Raw genomic sequence first — 16,981 nt, forward strand, 5'->3', positions numbered from 1 at the left:
CATACATCCCCTTCAGCATCGTTTCCCGCGGATGCTTGCCGCGCAGCACTTCCCGCTGTGAGTTCTGGCTTACGTGCGTATAGATTTCAGTCACCAGCAGGGAGCTGTGGCCCAATAAGGTTTGTATATTTCGTATATCAACGCCGTTATCGAGCAGCATGGTGGCTATGGTGTGGCGGAACATATGCGGGGTAATGCGATCCTTCACCCCTGCGATTCCCTGAAACTTCCGGACGATACGCCGCACGGACTGGTCAGACAGCGGCCTGCCGTCACGGTTTCGGTAGAACGCCTCTCCCTGTTCGAGATATGCCGCATAGGCAGCCTTGTACGCCTTCAGCGCCGTCAGCGTCTGCTTGCTGCACAACGGCACCATGCGCTCACGCTTGCCTTTGCCGAAGATACGCACTGAGCCGATTCTGCAATCCACATCTTCCACTTTAAGCGCGCACAGCTCGGAAACACGCATCCCCGTTGCAAACAGCATTTCCAGCACAGCGACATCACGCAAGGCCTCACGCTCCCGATGTGCAGACACATTGCTCCCCTGTCCCGACTTGTATGCAGCCTTGAAAACCTTCTCCACTGCCCCTTTTTCTATGGTTCTGGGCAGGGTTCGACTTTTGTCGAGATTCAGCTTCATCTTGCGGAACGGGCTGGATTCAACCACATCTTCGCGCTCCAGAAAGGCGAACAGCGATTTCAACGCTGCGGCCTTGCGCTTGATGCTCCTTGGCTTATAGCGACCATGCAACTCTTCGAGATACTCGCGGATCGTATTTCGAGACACCTCCGCAACGGGCATCTCCCCGCCCCCCTCCTTCTCCACAAAGTCGAGGAACTGCCTGAAATCCATAGTGTAAGCCTTCAGCGTATGCTCGGTAAGATCCCGTTCCACCTTGCAATGGCGCATGAAAAGGGAAACGGCATCAACCACCTTCAAACCGATCACGGAAACTACTGCTTCAACCAAAACAATTCCTCCTGAACGAGAACTTGATATTCCTATATATGCTTGCAAATATTAAATATATTCTCAATATGGGTCACTCCGGTCAAGTTCTTTGCTCAATCAATCACTTATACAGGCAGGTTGACAGCGATCTGTGAAAACTGATGAATATAATGCCAGTTACACTTCTTCCATGCCCCCACCCAAACAAGGAGCCTCACATGCCCTTTGTCTGCATCGAGATTCGCAAGCAATACACGCAGGAAGAGGAGGTCGGCATCATCAACGCCGTGCATGCCGCCTTGCAGGAAGCCTTTCTGATCAAGCCTGACGACAAGCACATCCGCCTGATCGTGCATAAGCCGCACCGCTTCACATGTCCCGACGGCAAGGCGAAGCCTGAATGCAGCACCATGGTAACCATAGACGCCTTTGCCGGACGTTCGCTGGATGCCAAGCGCGCCCTGTACAAGGCCATTGTGCGCAATCTTGAACCCTTCGGTATTCCGGCAGACCATGTGCTGACCGTGCTGCGCGAACACCCGCAGGAAAACTGGGGCGTGCGCGGCGGACAGGCGGCCTGTGACATTCAGCTTGGGTTCAAGGTAGACGTGTAACCGCCGTTGTCAGCGATGCCCGAACCATATCCTGTTGGCATGTAACGGACTGTGCCGGATGGCGTAACGCGGTACAGGACTGACGAAGCTGGCAGTCCCTGCGCCAAAGCGTTTCAGGCTGCTTTGCTGATGCTGATGGAGAGCGCACGACATCTCCCGCACCGTACCGGTCATCTTCCGGCAGCGTCGTAGCGTTCTGTTGACAAACCGGCCCGCGGCCCATCATGGTTCCCTGCGTATGCATGACGAAGCGGAAATCATATCGGAGTACGTGGGTGCGCTGAAAGCGTCTGACCGGCTTGGCGAGCAGGTGGTCTACCATCGCGTGCTGCCGGAAGCAGCGGCGCAGTTCGCGCCGAACAAGCGCCCGTGGTCCACTGCCATGCGCGACCTGCTGGCCATGCAGGGCATTCGCGAGTTGTATGCGCATCAGGCGCTGGCAACAGACTACATCCGCTCGGGCAGGCATGTGGTGGTGGCAACCCCCACGGCCAGCGGCAAAACCTTCGTCTACAACCTGCCGGTGATCGAACGCTTTCTGCAGGACCGCGACGCCCGTGCGCTCTACCTCTTTCCGCTCAAGGCGCTGGCGCAGGACCAGCTCAAGACCTTCCGCCAGCTGACCGCGCACTGGCCCAAAGAAGCGCGTCCGGAAGCCGCCATCTATGACGGCGACACCACCCCGCATTTCCGCAAGAAGATACGCACCAATCCGCCCACGGTGCTGATGACGAATCCGGAAATGCTGCATCTTTCCATTCTGCCGCACCATGAGCAGTGGGTGCAGTTTCTGGCCTCGCTCCAGTACATTGTGGTGGACGAGGTGCACACCTATCGCGGCGTGCTCGGCTCGCACATGGCGCAGCTCTTCCGCCGCCTGCTGCGCATCTGCAAGCAATACGGCATTACGCCCACCTTCATTTTCTGCTCCGCCACAGTGGGCAACCCCGGCGAACTGTGCCGCCAGCTGACCGGCCTGCCGGAATCCGACATTCAGGTCATCACGCAGAGTGGCGCACCGCAGGGCAAGCGGCATTTCGTGTTTCTGGACCCGTATGAGAGCCCTTCCACCGCTGCCATACAGCTTTTGAAATCCGCGCTTTCCCGCAACCTGCGCACCATCGTGTATACGCAGTCGCGCAAGATGACGGAGCTTATCAGTCTGTGGGCGGGCCAGAAGTCCGGCCCGTACAAGGAACGCATCTCCGCCTACAGAGCGGGCTTTCTTCCCGAAGAACGGCGCGAGATTGAAGCAAAGATGTCCAGCGGCGAGCTGCTTGCGGTCATCTCCACCAGTGCGCTTGAGCTGGGCATAGACATCGGCGCGCTCGACCTGTGCATTCTGGTGGGCTACCCCGGCACGGTCATGGCAACCATGCAGCGCGGCGGCCGCGTGGGCCGAGCCACGCAGGAAAGTGCCGTGGTGCTGGTGGCGGGCGAGGATGCGCTGGATCAGTATTTCATGCGGCATCCGCAGGACTTTTTTGAACGCCCTGCCGAGCATGCGGTGTTGAACCCGCATAATCCGGTGATCCTGAAACGGCATCTGGAATGCGCGGCGGCGGAACTGAGCCTGCGGCCCGCAGAACCGTGGCTGCAGGCGCAGGACGTGCAGAGCGCCATACATGAACTGGAGATGGAAGGCCTGCTGCTGCGCGATGCGGACGACACCGCCATATTTGCCGCACGCAAACGGCCACAGCGCCATGTGGACCTGCGCGGCGCGGGCAACAGCTTTCATATCCAGACCACGGACGGCACGGTCATCGGCAGCGTGGACGGCATAAAAGCCCTGCGCGAAACCCACCCCGGTGCGGTGTATCTGCACAAGGGTACCACGTGGACCGTCACATCGCTGGACCTTGAAACCCGCACGGCCCGCGTAGCCGAAGACAAGGTGGACTATTACACCCGCGTGCGCGGCAACAAGGATACCGAAATTCTGGAAGTGCTGGACCAGAAGGTGGTGTGGGGCACCCGCATCTGCCTCGGCAGGCTGCGTGTTACCGAATACATCAGCGGATACGAACGGCGCAGCGTGCGCGGTGGCGGCAACCTGCTCGGCATCATCCCGCTGGACCTGCCGCCGCAGGTTTTCGAGACCGAAGGCTTGTGGTTCGAGATACCCATGGACGTGCAGCGCGCCATGGAAGACGCCTTCATGCACTTCATGGGTTCCATCCACGCCATAGAACACGCGGCCATAGGCATTCTGCCCCTGCTGGTCATGACGGACCGCAACGACCTTGGCGGCATTTCCACGCCCATGCACGCGCAGGTGGGCAAGCCTGCGGTATTCATCTACGATGGCATGCCCGGTGGCGCTGGGCTGACCAGACTGGCCTTTGAACGTGCGCAGGATATGTTTGAGCGCACGTTTGCGGTTATCCGCGACTGCGGCTGCGAACTGGGCTGCCCTTCGTGCGTGCATTCGCCCAAGTGCGGCTCAGGCAACCGGCCCATAGACAAGGCCGGAGCCCTTGATCTGCTGCTGCGCCTCGGTTCCCGCGATGCCGCTGCTGATGAACAGCTGCGCGAACAGTTCGTATTACAACCTGTCAGTCAAAATAGTGGGCAATCCAGCGGGCAATCCGGCTCTGCGCCGTTTGAAGCCACCGCACATTCTGCCTCTGTCCTGCCAGAGAACCCTGACGTGGCAACGCCTCCTGCCAAGTTTGCGCCCGCTGGCGGAATGGAAGCTGCCAGACAAAGCGAATCACCACATCCCCCCCTGCCCGCTGGAGGCATGCCGCAGAATTCACCCTCAGCCTCTGCCGACTCTCTTTCCGTTCCGAAATTCACCCCTGCCCGCTATGCGGTGCTGGACGTGGAAACCCAGCTTTCCGCGCAGGAAGTCGGCGGCTGGAACCGTGCCGAACGCATGCGCGTGAGTGTTGCGGTTCTCTACGATTCCGCAACGGATGCCTTTACCGCCTACACGGAAGACCGCATGCCCGAGATGCTGAAGCTGCTTGAAGAGTTCGAGCTTGTGGTGGGCTTCAATATCCTGCGTTTCGACTACAAGGTGCTGTCGGCCTATACCACGCAGAACCTTGCCACCCTGCCCACGCTGGATATGCTGGATGTAATCCGCAAGCGGCTGAGTTACCGCGTTTCGCTGGATAATCTGGGTTCGGCCACCTTTGATGCTCCCAAGTCTGCGGACGGGTTGCAGGCGCTCAAATGGTGGAAGGAAGGCAAGGTGGACGAGATTGCCCGCTACTGCGAGCAGGATGTGCGCATAACCCGCGATTTGTACCTGCACGGCCGCGAGCACGGCTATGTGCTTTTTACCAATAAAGCCAAGCAGAAAGTCCGCATTCTTGTGGACTGGTAGCCTGAGCATCTGAACGGTCAGCATTTGCTGACGCCTCTTTGCGTATTTCTCTTTTCCTTATCAGGAATCGTGTGTTATAAAGTGCATTCTTGCCCTCTCCTTAAGGATGGGGCGTTTTTTAGAGTATACTTGCTGTTTCTGCAGGCTGTGCTCCAATGAGTTTCTGTGAGCCGGACCGGGCAAATAGCCCAACCCAATAACCGGCCGGAACCCGTTCAGAGCAACCCCATACAGGCACGGGCAGGCACAGACAAAAGAAGAACAGGCCAGCCCATGCGCGAACCATGGCGGGCTATCCACTCCGGCCTGTTCTGGCTGTTCTGGTAACTTTGCCAGTTCGGTATGTTCTGTTTGCCTAGTCTGTTCAGGCTATATTCAGGCTGCGTTCAGCCTGCATGGTCCGCATAAACAGCCGGGCATAGGGCCCTTACCCGTCACACATTGATTTGCTGGAGGAAAAAGCATGTTGCCGGCACCGTATGCTGATTTCTACAAGGAAGTCCTCGAAGTCGTCCCCAAGCATTGCATCTACACCGACCCGCTCCGCGTGCTCGCCTACGGTACCGATGCGAGCTTCTACCGCCTCATTCCCAAAATGGTCATCGATACCAATGAAGAGGCGGAACTCATCCACATTCTCAAGCTTTCCAATAAATACCGCATTCCGGTTACCTTCCGCGCTGCGGGAACAAGCCTTTCCGGTCAGGCGGTATCCGATTCCGTGCTGGTGCGCCTTGGCGATGGCTGGCGCAAGTTCCGCATCTTCGACGATGCCAGCCGCATAACCCTGCAGCCCGGCATTATCGGCACCAATGCCAACCGCCTGCTGGCAGAGTTCGGCAAGAAGATCGGTCCGGACCCGGCATCCATCGACTCTGCCAAGATCGGCGGCATTGTGGCCAACAACGCCTCCGGCATGTGCTGCGGCGTTGCCGAAAACAGCTACAAGACGCTGGACAAGATGCGCATTGTGTTCTGGGACGGCACCGTGCTCGACACCTCGGACGACAAGAGCCGTGCGGAATTTTCGCGCAAGCATCCCAACATTCTTGAACGTGTGCGCCTGCTGCGTCAGGAAGTGGTGGCAGATTCCACCCTTGCCGACCAGATTGCCCGCAAGTTCAAGATCAAGAACACCACAGGGTACAGCCTGAACGCGCTGGTGGATTTTGAAGATCCCTACGATATCATTCAGCACCTCATGGTGGGTTCTGAAGGTTCTCTCGGCTTCATCTCCGAAGTGACCTACCGCACCGTGGTGGAACACCCGCACAAGGCATCTGCCCTGATATTCTTCCCGGATATCAAATCCGCGTGCGAGGCCACCATCATTCTGCGCGACACACCCGTTTCCGCCGTGGAACTGATGGATGACCGCGCCCTGCGCTCCGTGGCAGGCAAGCCGGGCATGCCCGCAAGCCTTACCGGAGACATTGCGGACAACACCACCGCCCTGCTCGTGGAAACCCGCGCCGCCACCAAGGCGCAGATGACCAAGCAGATGGACAAGATCACCAAGTCCATTGCGCACATTCCCAAACTGGGCGATGTGGAATTCACCGACGTGCCTGCCGAGTTCAACAAGCTGTGGGCCGTGCGCAAGGGCCTGTTCCCTGCTGTCGGCGCCGTGCGCAAGGTCGGCACCACGGTCATTATCGAAGACGTGGCCTTCCCCATCAAGGATCTGGCGCACGCCACGCTCCGCCTGCAGGAACTCTTCAAGAAATACGAATACAACGAAGCCATCATCTTCGGCCATGCGTTGGAAGGCAACCTGCACTTCGTGTTCACGCAGGACTTCTCTGAAGCCAAGGAAGTTATCCGCTATCAGGGCTTCATGGACGAAGTGTGCGCCATGGTCGTGAAGGACTACGACGGCTCGCTCAAGGCCGAACACGGCACGGGCCGCAACATGGCTCCCTTTGTCGAAATGGAATGGGGCGCAGCCGCATACCGCCTGATGAAGGAGATCAAGAACATCTTCGACCCCTACGGGCTGCTGAACCCCGGCGTTATCATCAATGAAGACGCAGAGGCACACATCCGCAACCTGAAGCCGCTGCCGCCCGCCCACTCCATTGTGGACACCTGTATTGAATGCGGTTTCTGCGAACCCATCTGTCCCTCGCGTAACGCCACGTTCACCCCGCGCCAGCGCATCACCGCATGGCGTGAAATCAGCCGCATGAAGGCCAGCGACGAGAAGGACAAGCTGCTCAAGAAGCTCTTCTCCGACTACAGCTACTTCGGCGACAACACCTGTGCGACCGACGGCCTGTGCGCCACCCGCTGTCCCGTGGGCATCAACACCGGCTCGTTCATCAAGAAGCTGCGTGGGGAGAACGTAACCCCGCGTCAGGCCAAGGCTGCGGACTGGGTGGCAAACAACTTCGGCACCGTTGCCAAGGTTGTGGCAAACACCCTGAAGGGTGTGAACCTTGCGCACAAGCTGCTCGGCACCAAGGTCATGGATACCGGCTCGCAGACCCTGCGCGTGCTCTCGCTGAAAAAGGTGCCGCTGTGGAACAGGCAGATGCCCAAGGGCATAAGCCCCGTGAAGCCGGTGCCCGTGAATCCGGCCAACCCGCTGAAAGTGGTCTATTTCCCCAGCTGCATCAGCCGCACCATGGGGCCGGCAGAAGGCGATGCAGAAAAGACCGAACTGCCCAGAAAGACCATCGCCCTGCTGCTTAAGGCCGGATACGAGGTCATCTTCCCCGAACGTCTGGGCGACCTGTGCTGTGGTCAGGCCTTTGAATCCAAGGGTTTTGATGCGCAGGCAGACATGAAGTCCAAGGAGCTTTCCGAAGCCCTGCTCAAGGCCAGCAACAACGGCGAATATCCCATCCTCAGCGATACCAGCCCCTGCCTGTACCGCATGAAGGAAACCATGGATAAGCGCCTCACCCTGTTCGAGCCCATCGAGTTTGTGCTCACCCACCTGAAGGACAAGCTCGCCTTCACCAAGGTGTCCAGAACCGTGGCGCTGCATTCAACCTGCACCGCCCGCAAGATGGGGCTGGACGGCAAGTTCAAGGAACTGGCCGAGCTGTGCGCCGAAAAGGTTGTGGTGCCGGAAAACGTGTTCTGCTGCGGCTTCGCAGGCGACCGCGGATTCCGCTATCCTGAACTGAACAAGGCCGCCCTTGCCGAACTGAAGGCACAGGTCGAGCACTGCTCGGAAGGCTACTCCACCTCGCGCACCTGCGAAGTGGGTCTGGCACTGCACGCCACCATTCCGTACCGCAACGTGATCTACCTTGTGGATGAGGCAACACGGGAACTGAAGTAGCTAAATCACCATACGAAGATAAATAAACAGCCGGGGTGGCAACGCCCCGGCTGTTTACGTTGATGGACATTGCAATCCACAGGCTTCGCGTATAAACAAAAAAACCTGATCGTGAAGGGGGGGCGTTCACGTTGACCTTCACCATATGGTACACACTCTAACGACTACTGTTATGGGGGCATAACATGATCATTTGGAGCGGTTTGGGATTTCTGATCCCGGTTATTGCTTTCGGCTGCCTGTGGCTGGTGCTCGGCGTAACCGACTTTGCTTTAGGTGCCGATTATAAGACTGGACACGACTGGCTACTCGGTGCTTCTCTTCTTCTGTCCGGCATCGTGTCGTGGTTTCTGGGGCGCTTCCTCACTGCACGGCAGGGACGCGTCACGATCGACAAGAATACCGGCGAAGAAGTTCTGGTTACCCCCAGCAATTCCCTCTTCTTCATCAAGATGCAATGGTGGGGACCGATCTTCTTCTTTTTGGGTCTGGTTGTGATTGTGCTAGACCTCATACCTAAAGGCTAACCGCCAGACTACTTGCCGTTGCCTGCCCCAAGTCTAACGCCACTTGGGCGGGTAACATTCCACACAGATAAGACAGTCCCTGAGATGGACTGACTCTTCGGCACAAGCTTTCATCAACCCAACGGCCTACTCCACCGCGACCTGATCGTCCTTCAGGTCCACACCGGATATGCCGCGACGCAGCGATTCCCTGAGCAGGTAATGCAGCGTCTCCGCAGCCTGCGCGTAACTTTGTCCGGCAGGGCGGATGTTTGAAATGCAGTTGCGCCGCTCGTCCGTGGTACCCGGCCTGGCATCATAGGTCATGTATATGCCCATGCTGTCCGGCGAGGTCAGGCCCGGGCGTTCGCCTATGAGCATGACCACCACCTTGGCGCCCAGAATGGCGGCCACGGCATCGCCCGCCGCAACGCGCCCCTGCTCAACATGGACCAGAGGAGAATAGCGCACACCTTCCATGACGTTTTCACGGAAGACCTTGAGGAAAGGCACAAGGTTGTTCTGAATGGCAATGGACGACAGCCCCTCTGAAAACACAAGGGCAATATCCGGCTCGGCAGCCTGCGAGGCGGCCAGCGCGGCAAGGCGCTCTGCGCCGGATGCGGAAAGCTGGCGTCCCAGATCAGGCCGCCGCAAGTATTCCGTGCGGTTGGTGACCTTGCTTTTCACCACCACTATGCGCTGCTCCATCACTTCAAGATCATCATACAGCCGCTTGGTATCCAGAGGCTGCAACACAGCATCCCGCGCCTGCGCATGCGCCAGTTGAAAGCGCAGCACCTCCCGCGTGGGTATGCTCACCCCGCTGCGCCCAATGGCGATGCGGGCATCGGTAAATTCCTTGAGATAGCTCCATGCGTTGCGTTCAACCAGATCGGGCAGAAGCATTTGGTTCTCCTTATGCAAGCCGTTGCAGGGTGCGCTTGTCCGGCAGGGGCAGTTGTGCCAGCCCCGGCAGGGAAAGGGCGCCGTTTTCCGTCACTATGCCCATGTTATGCAGCCATTGCGCGAACTCCGGCGCAGGGGTGAGCCCCAGTTGGCGGCGCAGATACAGGGCATCGTGAAACGACGTGCTCTGGTAGTTGAGCATGATGTCATCCGCACCGGGAATACCCATGATATAGGTACATCCGGCCACACCGAGCAGGGTAAGCAGCGAATCCATGTCGTCCTGATCGGCTTCCGCATGGTTGGTGTAGCAGACATCCACGCCCATGGGCAGGCCCAGCAGCTTGCCGCAGAAGTGGTCTTCAAGCCCCGCGCGGATGATCTGTTTGGCATCGTACAGATATTCGGGGCCGATGAAACCCACCACCGTATTCACCAGCAAGGGCTTGAAATGCCTTGCAACAGCGTAGGCGCGGGCTTCCACCGTCTGCTGATCCACTCCGTGATGCGCGTTGGCAGAAAGTGCACTGCCCTGCCCCGTTTCAAAATACATGACATTATCGCCCACAGTTCCACGGCGCAGCTCCAGCGCCATTTCCCGTGCCTCGCCCAGCATGGCGAGCGAAACGCCAAAGCTGCTGTTCACGGCCTCGGTTCCACCGATGGACTGAAACACAAGGTCCACGGGCGCACCGCGCCGCATGGCTTCCATGGTTGTTGTCACATGCGTGAGCACGCAGCTTTGCGTGGGAATATCGTAGCGTCGGCGCAGATCATCCAGCACCTTCAACAGTTCCGTGACCGCCTGAATATTGTCCGTTGCGGGGTTGATGCCGATGCAGGCGTCGCCGCTGCCGTACATGAGGCCATCCAGCGTTGATGCCACAATGCCTGCGGGCGAATCCGTGGGATGGTTGGGCTGCAGCCGTGCCGCGAGCGTACCCGCAAGCCCTATGGTATTGCGAAACGCCGTAACCACCCGCACCTTTGAGGCAACATGAATCATGTCCTGCAGGCGCATGATCTTGGAGACGGCGACCACCATTTCAGGCGTAAGCCCGGGTGAGACGCTGGCGAGCACTTCGGCCGTGACGGACTCTGAGAGCAGCCAGTCGCGAAACTCGCCCACGGTCAGCCCTGCAACCTGACTGAACGCCTTGCTGTCGTGGGTGTCCACGATAAGCCGCGTAACCTCGTCCTCCTCATAGGGAACGAGCAGGTCTTCCAGAAAACGGGCCAGCGGAACTTCCGACAGAAGCAGCTGTGCGGCCACGCGTTCCTCCGCATTGCGGGCAGCAACGCCTGCAAGCTGGTCGCCGGACCGCAGGGGCGACGCTTTGGCCATCAGCTCCTTCAGGTTGGAAAAACCATGGATACGTCCTGACATGGAACAGGAATACATTGGCTATCTCCCATAGTTTCCGGGGCCTTTTTCAGCACCATTCGCAAAGCTATCGTAAAGCATTTGATAGCTTACGATTACATTTCTTTTTTCGTAATACGTTTCGTATCCGGTCACAAACCGGCAGCGCTGTGCCGGAATACCGGAGGGCGTTAAGCCCTCCGGTACGAGATACATCCGTTGTTACACTTCTTCGAGCAACTGTGCAAAGAACGGCTGGTCGCCCACCGACTCATGATAGGTGCTGACCTTGTAGTAGAAGAAGCTGAAGACCATGATGCCCGCATAAATGGCTGCAAGCATGGCGTTGTAATAGCACACGGCCACCATGGCCACACAGGCGATGACAAGGCCGATGGCGGGAGAAAGCGGATAGAACGGTACCTTGAAGGGACGGGTCATGCCCGGTGCCTTCTTGCGCAGCACGAACAGCGAGATCAGCGATACAATATACAGGGTCAGCGCGCCGAACACGGCAATGGTGATGATCTCGCCGGTCTTGCCCGTGAACAGGGCAATGATGCCGATCACCATGTTTGCCATCAGTGCGTTGGCGGGGGTGCGGAACTTGGGGCTGACTGCGCCCAGCGTTCTGGGCACGAATCCGGCGCGGCCCATTTCCAGCACGGCACGGCCGGCAGCCAGAATGATGCCGTGGAACGAGGCAACCAGACCGAACAGGCCGATGAAGATAAGCAGGTGATACAGCAGATGGCTGTCGCCCACGAGCTTGCCCAGTGCCAGCGGCAGCGGGGAGTCGGAAGCGGCGGCACCGGCTGCGGGGTAGACAATGGCTTCCCAGCCTGCCACGCCCACGGAGCTGAGGAAGGTGATGATTGCCAGCACCACAAGGGTGACAATGGCGGCACCGAACCCGATCAGGATGTTACGCTGCGGGTTGATGGCTTCTTCAGCCACATTGGCAACACCTTCAATGGCAAGGAAGAACCAGATGGCAAAGGGAATGGCGGCAAAGGCCCCGCCCCAGCCGTGGGGCAGCGCGTTATGCGTAAGGTTTTCCCACTGGAAGGCGGGCGCGGTCACACCAGCGAAGATGAGCAGTTCAACCACGGCAAGAATGGTGATGAACAGTTCAAAGCTGGCTGCGGCCTGCACGCCATAGATATTCAGCGCGGTGAAGAGAATATAGGCGACAATGGCAATTTCAAGCGTGGGCACATCGGGAAGAAACAGATTGAAATATGCGCCGATGGCTGCGGCAATTGCCGGAGGAGCGAATACGAATTCAATGACCTGCGCCATACCGGCAAGAAAGCCGAGATCGGTACCCAGCGCCTTGGTGGCGTAGTCGAATGCACCGCCCGCACGGGGAATGGCACAGGCAAGTTCGGTGTAGCTGAAGGTGAAGGTCAGATACATCAGGATGATGAACAGCGTGGCCACCCCAAGGCCCAGCGTTCCACCCTGCTCAAGGCCAAGGTTCCACCCGAAATACATGCCCGAGATGACGTAGCCGACGCCAAGTCCCCAGAGCATCCACGGCCCGAGCTTGCGTTCAAGCTGCTGAGATTCCGCTGCGTGTGACATAGTTCCTCACAAGGTTGATGGTTGCGTTTGTGGCAGAAAACACTCCCGTCAAAGCATAGCGCATGCCAATTTTCGGCACCCTGCAAAAATGTCGTTGCCCCGTTTTGAATATGTGTTCAGAATCGCCGTGTTCATGAAAAAGGCCCCGTGCGGTGCACAGGGCCTACAGAAATGTACTGTGGTCAAATTTACATATATGTTAAATTTTGATGTCTTAATTTTTCATATTTGTAAATTTAGTCGTTTTTCAACTCTCAGAGACCTGCTCCGCCTCCCCCCCCTGCTGCGCCTCGCTCCACTTCTGTGCGCTTCTGCGCTTTCGCATGCCACCCAGCCGCAGAACCACCACCCCCAGCAGAATGAGCACGGCACCGCCCCACTGGGCAGGGGTCATCGTCTCGCCAAGCCACCAGTAGGCCACAATCGCCGTGAGAGCCGGTTCCATGGTCAGAATGATATTGGCAATGGACGAGGGTAGATAGCACAGCGACACGTTATACAGGCCAAAGCCCAGCAAGGTGGGACCGGCAGCCAGCACAAACAGGGCGAACCAGCCGCCCCACTGCAGCCGCTCCGGAGCCATTTCCGTCAGTGATGTTGCCGCAAGCCCCAGCTCGGGCTTGAGGCTGCCCACGATCAGATTGAAAAGCGAAAGAAACACCACGGCGAACCCGAAGGTATAGAGCAGCGTCACCCACGGCTGCAGCCCGCGCGTACCCGCCCTGCGGCCCATGATGCTGTATCCGGCATACAACAGGCCGGACGCTATGCCCGCACCGGCACCCAGAGCGTTCAGCCGCCATGTCTCTGCGTTAAGCGCATCCGCCACCAGCACACACCCCGCCACACACATGACCACGGCCAGCAGCTTGGAGCCATCCAGCGGCTCTGCAAAGAAAATGCGCCCGAGCACAACGGTATAAGCTGCCGAGCAATACACCAGCACGGTACCCACAGCCGCCCCGTTCAGGATGACCGTGGTGGTCCACATAGAGTTGAACACTGCCAGCATGCCGCCGTAACACACGAAAAATCGCCAGTTGCGGCGCAGCGGCTCCACAACGGAAACGCCCTTCACAAGCAGCGCACACAGCAGCACGGCGCAGACAATGGAGTTACGCGAAAAGGCCAGCACCATGGGAGGCAGGCTGTACGTATCCCCGATGTATTTGATCAAAATGCCTGTAAACGACAGCAGCACGGCACTGGCCACCGCCGTGGCATATCCCTTTCCCGCGGTACTTTCCGCAGCACCGACAACAGTCGCGCCCATTATTCCGCTCCTTGGTGGTTCTCGTTATTCCGCTTTCTACAATCAAGATTGACCCCTTCGGAAGGCATGGTTTACACCAAAAACAACCATGCCAATTTGAGCAGGACACCTAGGAAGGAAACACATGCGTATTCCACTGGACCGTGAAAGCCCCACCCCGCTCTATTCCCAGATAGCCGCGTTCATCCGCACAGGCATAGAATCGCACACGCTGCCCGCAGGCATGCGGCTGCCTGCCATACGCAAGCTTGCCTCTGAACTGGGGGTTAACCGCATAACCGTGGAAACCGCATATGCCGAACTGGAGGCTGCCGGACTTGTGGCGGCGCGGGTTGGGAGCGGAACCTTCATACTGCCGCCTTTTCCCGCCTATATAGCCGGAAAGGGCGGACACGACATTTTGTCACCAGATGGTATATCATTTCGTAATACGAACGACGCACCATGGCCGCACTGGCAGCAGGGCGTTCTCGACAGGTTCAGCCATCTTCCTGCCAAGCCTGCCATTCCGCTGAACACGCACCATCCGGATACGCACATCATTTCCCTGAACAGCGGAAACAGCGATCCTGCACTCTTTCCCCTCGACGAGGTGCGGGCCAGCCTGCGCGACACCCTGCGGCAGGAAGGCACGGCCGCCGGAGAATATGCCGACATGGCCGGATACATGCCCCTGCGGCGGACCATTTCGCATGTACTGGCCGATCAGGGCATTCCTGCCGCCGTAGAGGACATCATCATCACATCTGGTTCGCAGCAGGCACTGGCGCTCATCACCCAGCTGCTGACCGTCCCCGGCGACACGGTGGTCATTGAAGCTCCGTCCTATGCCGACGGAATGGATCTGTTCCGCGTGCGCGGGCTGAATATCCTGCAGATTCCCATGGATGCGGAAGGAATGCGCGCCGACTTGCTTGAAGAAGCCCTGCAGCAGCATGCGCCCAAGTTCATCTTCACCATGCCCAATTTTCACAACCCCACGGGCATGTGCATGAGCGGACAACGCAGGCGGCAGCTGGTGCAGATTGCCGCAGCCCATGGCGTGCCGCTTGTGGAAGACGACTTTGTGGGCGACCTGCGCTACGAAGGCCACGCACAGCCTGCGCTGAAGGCACTGGCCGCCAGAGGAGCCTGTTTCTACATGGGCACCTTTTCCAAAATGCTCATGCCCGGACTGCGCGTTGGCTACATGGTGGCGGAAGGCCCCGTGCGCGACCTGCTGATACGCTGCAAACGTCTGCACGACATATCCTCTTCCGGCGTCATCCAGCGCGCACTCTACCGTTTTGTTTCCGTGGGCAGGCACCGAACCCACCTTGCCCGCTCGTGCAGCATATACCGCAAGCGGCGCGATGCCCTGCTGGAAGGCATTGCCGCGCATCTGCCGCACGGCATAACCGTGGCTCCGGTTACGGGTGGCCTGTTTGCATGGTGCACGCTGCCGCCCGATCTCAGTGCCACGGCGCTGGAGCAGGCTGCCTTCAAGCGTGGCGTGGCCATAGCGGCGGGTACGGCCTTTTTCCTCAATCCCGCAGAAGGCGACAGGTTCATACGGCTGAACTTTACCCCGCATCCCCCCGACGTGCTGCGCGATGCAATGCGCAAGCTGGGCGAAGCCTGCAATGACATACAAAAGGGTGGCGCAGCCTGAGCCGCGCCACCCTGAATATATCGTATATGCTGCCGTCGGTACCGGCGGTGTTCCATCCTTTCCCGCTGCCTGAAGATGTCCTGCCCCATTCCTGTGCCATTCCCGTACCGATTCAGGACCAGTTCAGAACCAGGTCAGGCACCGAGCAGGATACCTACGGGGCCCAGATCTAGACCCAGGCAAAGGTATCTGCCACAGCCGGAACCCTATTCTATACCAGCTTCCTTGAAGGCCTTGGCGATGGATTCCTTGTAGGGAGCACGCAGCACGCCCACTTCCGTGATAATGCCCGCGATGAGTTCACTTGGGGTTGCATCGAAGGCAAAATTGTATACCGGCACGCCGTCAGGGGTGATCTGGGTTTCCCCTACGTGGGTCACTTCGCGGGGCGTGCGGTCTTCAATGGGCGTAGAATCGCCGTCGGGCATGTTGCGGTCTATGGTGGACAGCGGCGCAGCCACATAAAAGGGCACACCATGTTCGCGGGCCAACAGCGCCACGGAATAGGTACCTATCTTGTTCACGGCATCGCCGTTGGCTGCCACGCGGTCGGCCCCCACGACTACCTTCTGCACCATGCCACGGCGCATGAGCAGGCCGCAAGCGTTGTCGCAGGCAACGGTAACAGGAATGTCGTCTTCCTTCAGTTCATAGGCGGTAAGACGCGCGCCCTGCAGGAACGGACGGGTCTCGTTGGCAATGACCGTAATGCCCTTTCTGCCTGCATCAATGGCACCACGCACCACGCCAAGCGCAGTGCCGTATCCGGCAGTGGCCAGCGCACCGGCATTGCAGTGGGTCATGATGGTATCGCCATCGCTGATCACGGTTGCCCCGTGCGCGCCCATGCGGCGGTTGATCTCTATATCTTCCCTGTGCACAACCCTGGCTTCTGCAAGCCACAGTGCCACGAGTGCGGCGTTGTCCAGACCCGAATTGCCTGCCCACAGCTTCTTCATGCGCTCCACACCCCAGCGCAGGTTCACGGCCGTGGGGCGCGCCTCTGCGATCTCTTCCAGCTTATGGGCGAGCGCCGTCTTCCAGTCAGCCTCGGCAGCCACTTCCATGGCGGCCAGAACGCATCCATAGGCAGCGGTAACGCCAATGGCCGGAGCGCCGCGCACCACCATGGTCTGCAGGGCATAGATAATGTCCTGCGTGTTGCGGCAGTAAAAATCGTCTTCGCGGGTAGGCAGGTAGCGCTGATCAAGCAGGACAAGCGCATTGTCCTTGTCGGAATAACGGATATGGCGTTCCATTCGGTTCGTCCTTGCGGCTTGAAGGGTGTTTGCGGTTCCGGTCGACGCCCACGGGCGGGCGCGCCGGTTCATGTCTGTTCGTAGCGGATCTTATCAGGCCGGGCCTGTTCGTTCCGGACTATATCGTATCGGATCATGCAGAGTCGGGCCGGATCGGGCCGGATCACGCAGGATAGTGCAGGAGCAATCCGATTCGATCTGCCCCAATCCGTAACAACCGGATTTTCAGGCGGAC

Annotated in this window: 11 protein-coding genes; 5 read left to right on the forward strand and 6 right to left on the reverse strand. The window is 58.7% G+C overall.

Annotated elements, in window-relative coordinates; translation table 11 throughout:
- Positions 1-973 (reverse strand): tyrosine-type recombinase/integrase (locus HUV30_RS15460; RefSeq protein ID WP_243452214.1); only part of this gene is annotated, 973 nt, incomplete at its 3' end.
- Positions 974-1,173: 200 nt separating this feature from the next.
- On the opposite strand from HUV30_RS15460, the gene HUV30_RS15465 reads away from it, so the two are divergent.
- The 4 genes from HUV30_RS15465 to HUV30_RS15480 all read left to right on the forward strand — a co-directional run bounded on the left by HUV30_RS15465 (position 1,174) and on the right by HUV30_RS15480 (position 8,725).
- Positions 1,174-1,569 (forward strand): tautomerase family protein, encoded by a 396-nt coding sequence (locus HUV30_RS15465; protein ID WP_174406405.1) that lies wholly within the window; start codon positions 1,174-1,176, stop codon positions 1,567-1,569.
- 238 nt (positions 1,570-1,807) lie between these two features.
- Positions 1,808-4,906: a DEAD/DEAH box helicase gene (locus tag HUV30_RS15470; RefSeq protein ID WP_174406406.1), complete on the forward strand. Its 3,099-nt coding sequence runs from the start codon at positions 1,808-1,810 to the stop codon at positions 4,904-4,906.
- A gap of 463 nt (positions 4,907-5,369) precedes the next feature.
- Positions 5,370-8,198, forward strand: a complete 2,829-nt coding sequence (locus HUV30_RS15475) for an FAD-binding and (Fe-S)-binding domain-containing protein (RefSeq protein WP_174406407.1) — start codon at positions 5,370-5,372, stop codon at positions 8,196-8,198.
- Between the two features lie 185 nt (positions 8,199-8,383).
- Positions 8,384-8,725: a hypothetical protein gene (locus HUV30_RS15480; RefSeq protein WP_174406408.1), complete on the forward strand. Its 342-nt coding sequence runs from the start codon at positions 8,384-8,386 to the stop codon at positions 8,723-8,725.
- 126 nt (positions 8,726-8,851) lie between these two features.
- On the opposite strand, the gene eutC is transcribed toward HUV30_RS15480, so the two are convergent.
- The 4 genes from eutC to HUV30_RS15500 all read right to left on the reverse strand — a co-directional run bounded on the left by eutC (position 8,852) and on the right by HUV30_RS15500 (position 13,836).
- Entirely contained in the window at positions 8,852-9,613 is a 762-nt protein-coding gene (eutC, locus tag HUV30_RS15485; RefSeq protein ID WP_174406409.1) for an ethanolamine ammonia-lyase subunit EutC, read from the reverse strand.
- Between the two features lie 10 nt (positions 9,614-9,623).
- The gene (locus HUV30_RS15490) at positions 9,624-11,015 is read right to left on the reverse strand and encodes an ethanolamine ammonia-lyase subunit EutB (RefSeq protein WP_174406410.1); all 1,392 of its coding nucleotides are present in this window, start codon (positions 11,013-11,015) and stop codon (positions 9,624-9,626) included.
- 183 nt (positions 11,016-11,198) lie between these two features.
- The gene (gene eat, locus HUV30_RS15495) at positions 11,199-12,563 is read right to left on the reverse strand and encodes an ethanolamine permease (RefSeq protein WP_174406411.1); all 1,365 of its coding nucleotides are present in this window, start codon (positions 12,561-12,563) and stop codon (positions 11,199-11,201) included.
- A 247-nt stretch (positions 12,564-12,810) separates the two neighbouring features.
- Entirely contained in the window at positions 12,811-13,836 is a 1,026-nt protein-coding gene (locus HUV30_RS15500; RefSeq protein WP_174406412.1) for a DMT family transporter, read from the reverse strand.
- Between the two features lie 124 nt (positions 13,837-13,960).
- Here HUV30_RS15500 and pdxR point away from each other — a divergent pair, with 124 nt between their 5' ends.
- Positions 13,961-15,487, forward strand: a complete 1,527-nt coding sequence (gene pdxR, locus HUV30_RS15505) for a MocR-like pyridoxine biosynthesis transcription factor PdxR (RefSeq protein ID WP_174406413.1) — start codon at positions 13,961-13,963, stop codon at positions 15,485-15,487.
- 206 nt (positions 15,488-15,693) lie between these two features.
- Here pdxR and mtnA read toward each other — a convergent pair whose 3' ends face one another.
- Complete coding sequence (mtnA, locus tag HUV30_RS15510; protein WP_174406414.1) at positions 15,694-16,746, reverse strand: S-methyl-5-thioribose-1-phosphate isomerase; 1,053 nt, start codon at positions 16,744-16,746, stop codon at positions 15,694-15,696.
- Positions 16,747-16,981 lie beyond the last annotated feature (235 nt).

The organism is Desulfovibrio subterraneus (assembly GCF_013340285.1).
Classification (GTDB): Bacteria; Desulfobacterota; Desulfovibrionia; order Desulfovibrionales; family Desulfovibrionaceae; genus Halodesulfovibrio; species Halodesulfovibrio subterraneus.

Excerpts from the sequence above, each read along its gene's own strand:
- HUV30_RS15475 (WP_174406407.1), top strand. The coding sequence starts at position 5,370 with ATGTTGCCGGCACCGTATGCTGATTTCTACAAGGAAGTCCTCGAAGTC.
- HUV30_RS15480 (WP_174406408.1), top strand. The coding sequence starts at position 8,384 with ATGATCATTTGGAGCGGTTTGGGATTTCTGATCCCGGTTATTGCTTTC.
- HUV30_RS15465 (WP_174406405.1), top strand. The coding sequence starts at position 1,174 with ATGCCCTTTGTCTGCATCGAGATTCGCAAGCAATACACGCAGGAAGAG.
- mtnA (WP_174406414.1), bottom strand. The coding sequence starts at position 16,746 with ATGGAACGCCATATCCGTTATTCCGACAAGGACAATGCGCTTGTCCTG.
- eutC (WP_174406409.1), bottom strand. The coding sequence starts at position 9,613 with ATGCTTCTGCCCGATCTGGTTGAACGCAACGCATGGAGCTATCTCAAG.
- eat (WP_174406411.1), bottom strand. The coding sequence starts at position 12,563 with ATGTCACACGCAGCGGAATCTCAGCAGCTTGAACGCAAGCTCGGGCCG.
- pdxR (WP_174406413.1), top strand. The coding sequence starts at position 13,961 with ATGCGTATTCCACTGGACCGTGAAAGCCCCACCCCGCTCTATTCCCAG.
- HUV30_RS15470 (WP_174406406.1), top strand. The coding sequence starts at position 1,808 with ATGCATGACGAAGCGGAAATCATATCGGAGTACGTGGGTGCGCTGAAA.
- HUV30_RS15490 (WP_174406410.1), bottom strand. The coding sequence starts at position 11,015 with ATGTATTCCTGTTCCATGTCAGGACGTATCCATGGTTTTTCCAACCTG.
- HUV30_RS15500 (WP_174406412.1), bottom strand. The coding sequence starts at position 13,836 with ATGGGCGCGACTGTTGTCGGTGCTGCGGAAAGTACCGCGGGAAAGGGA.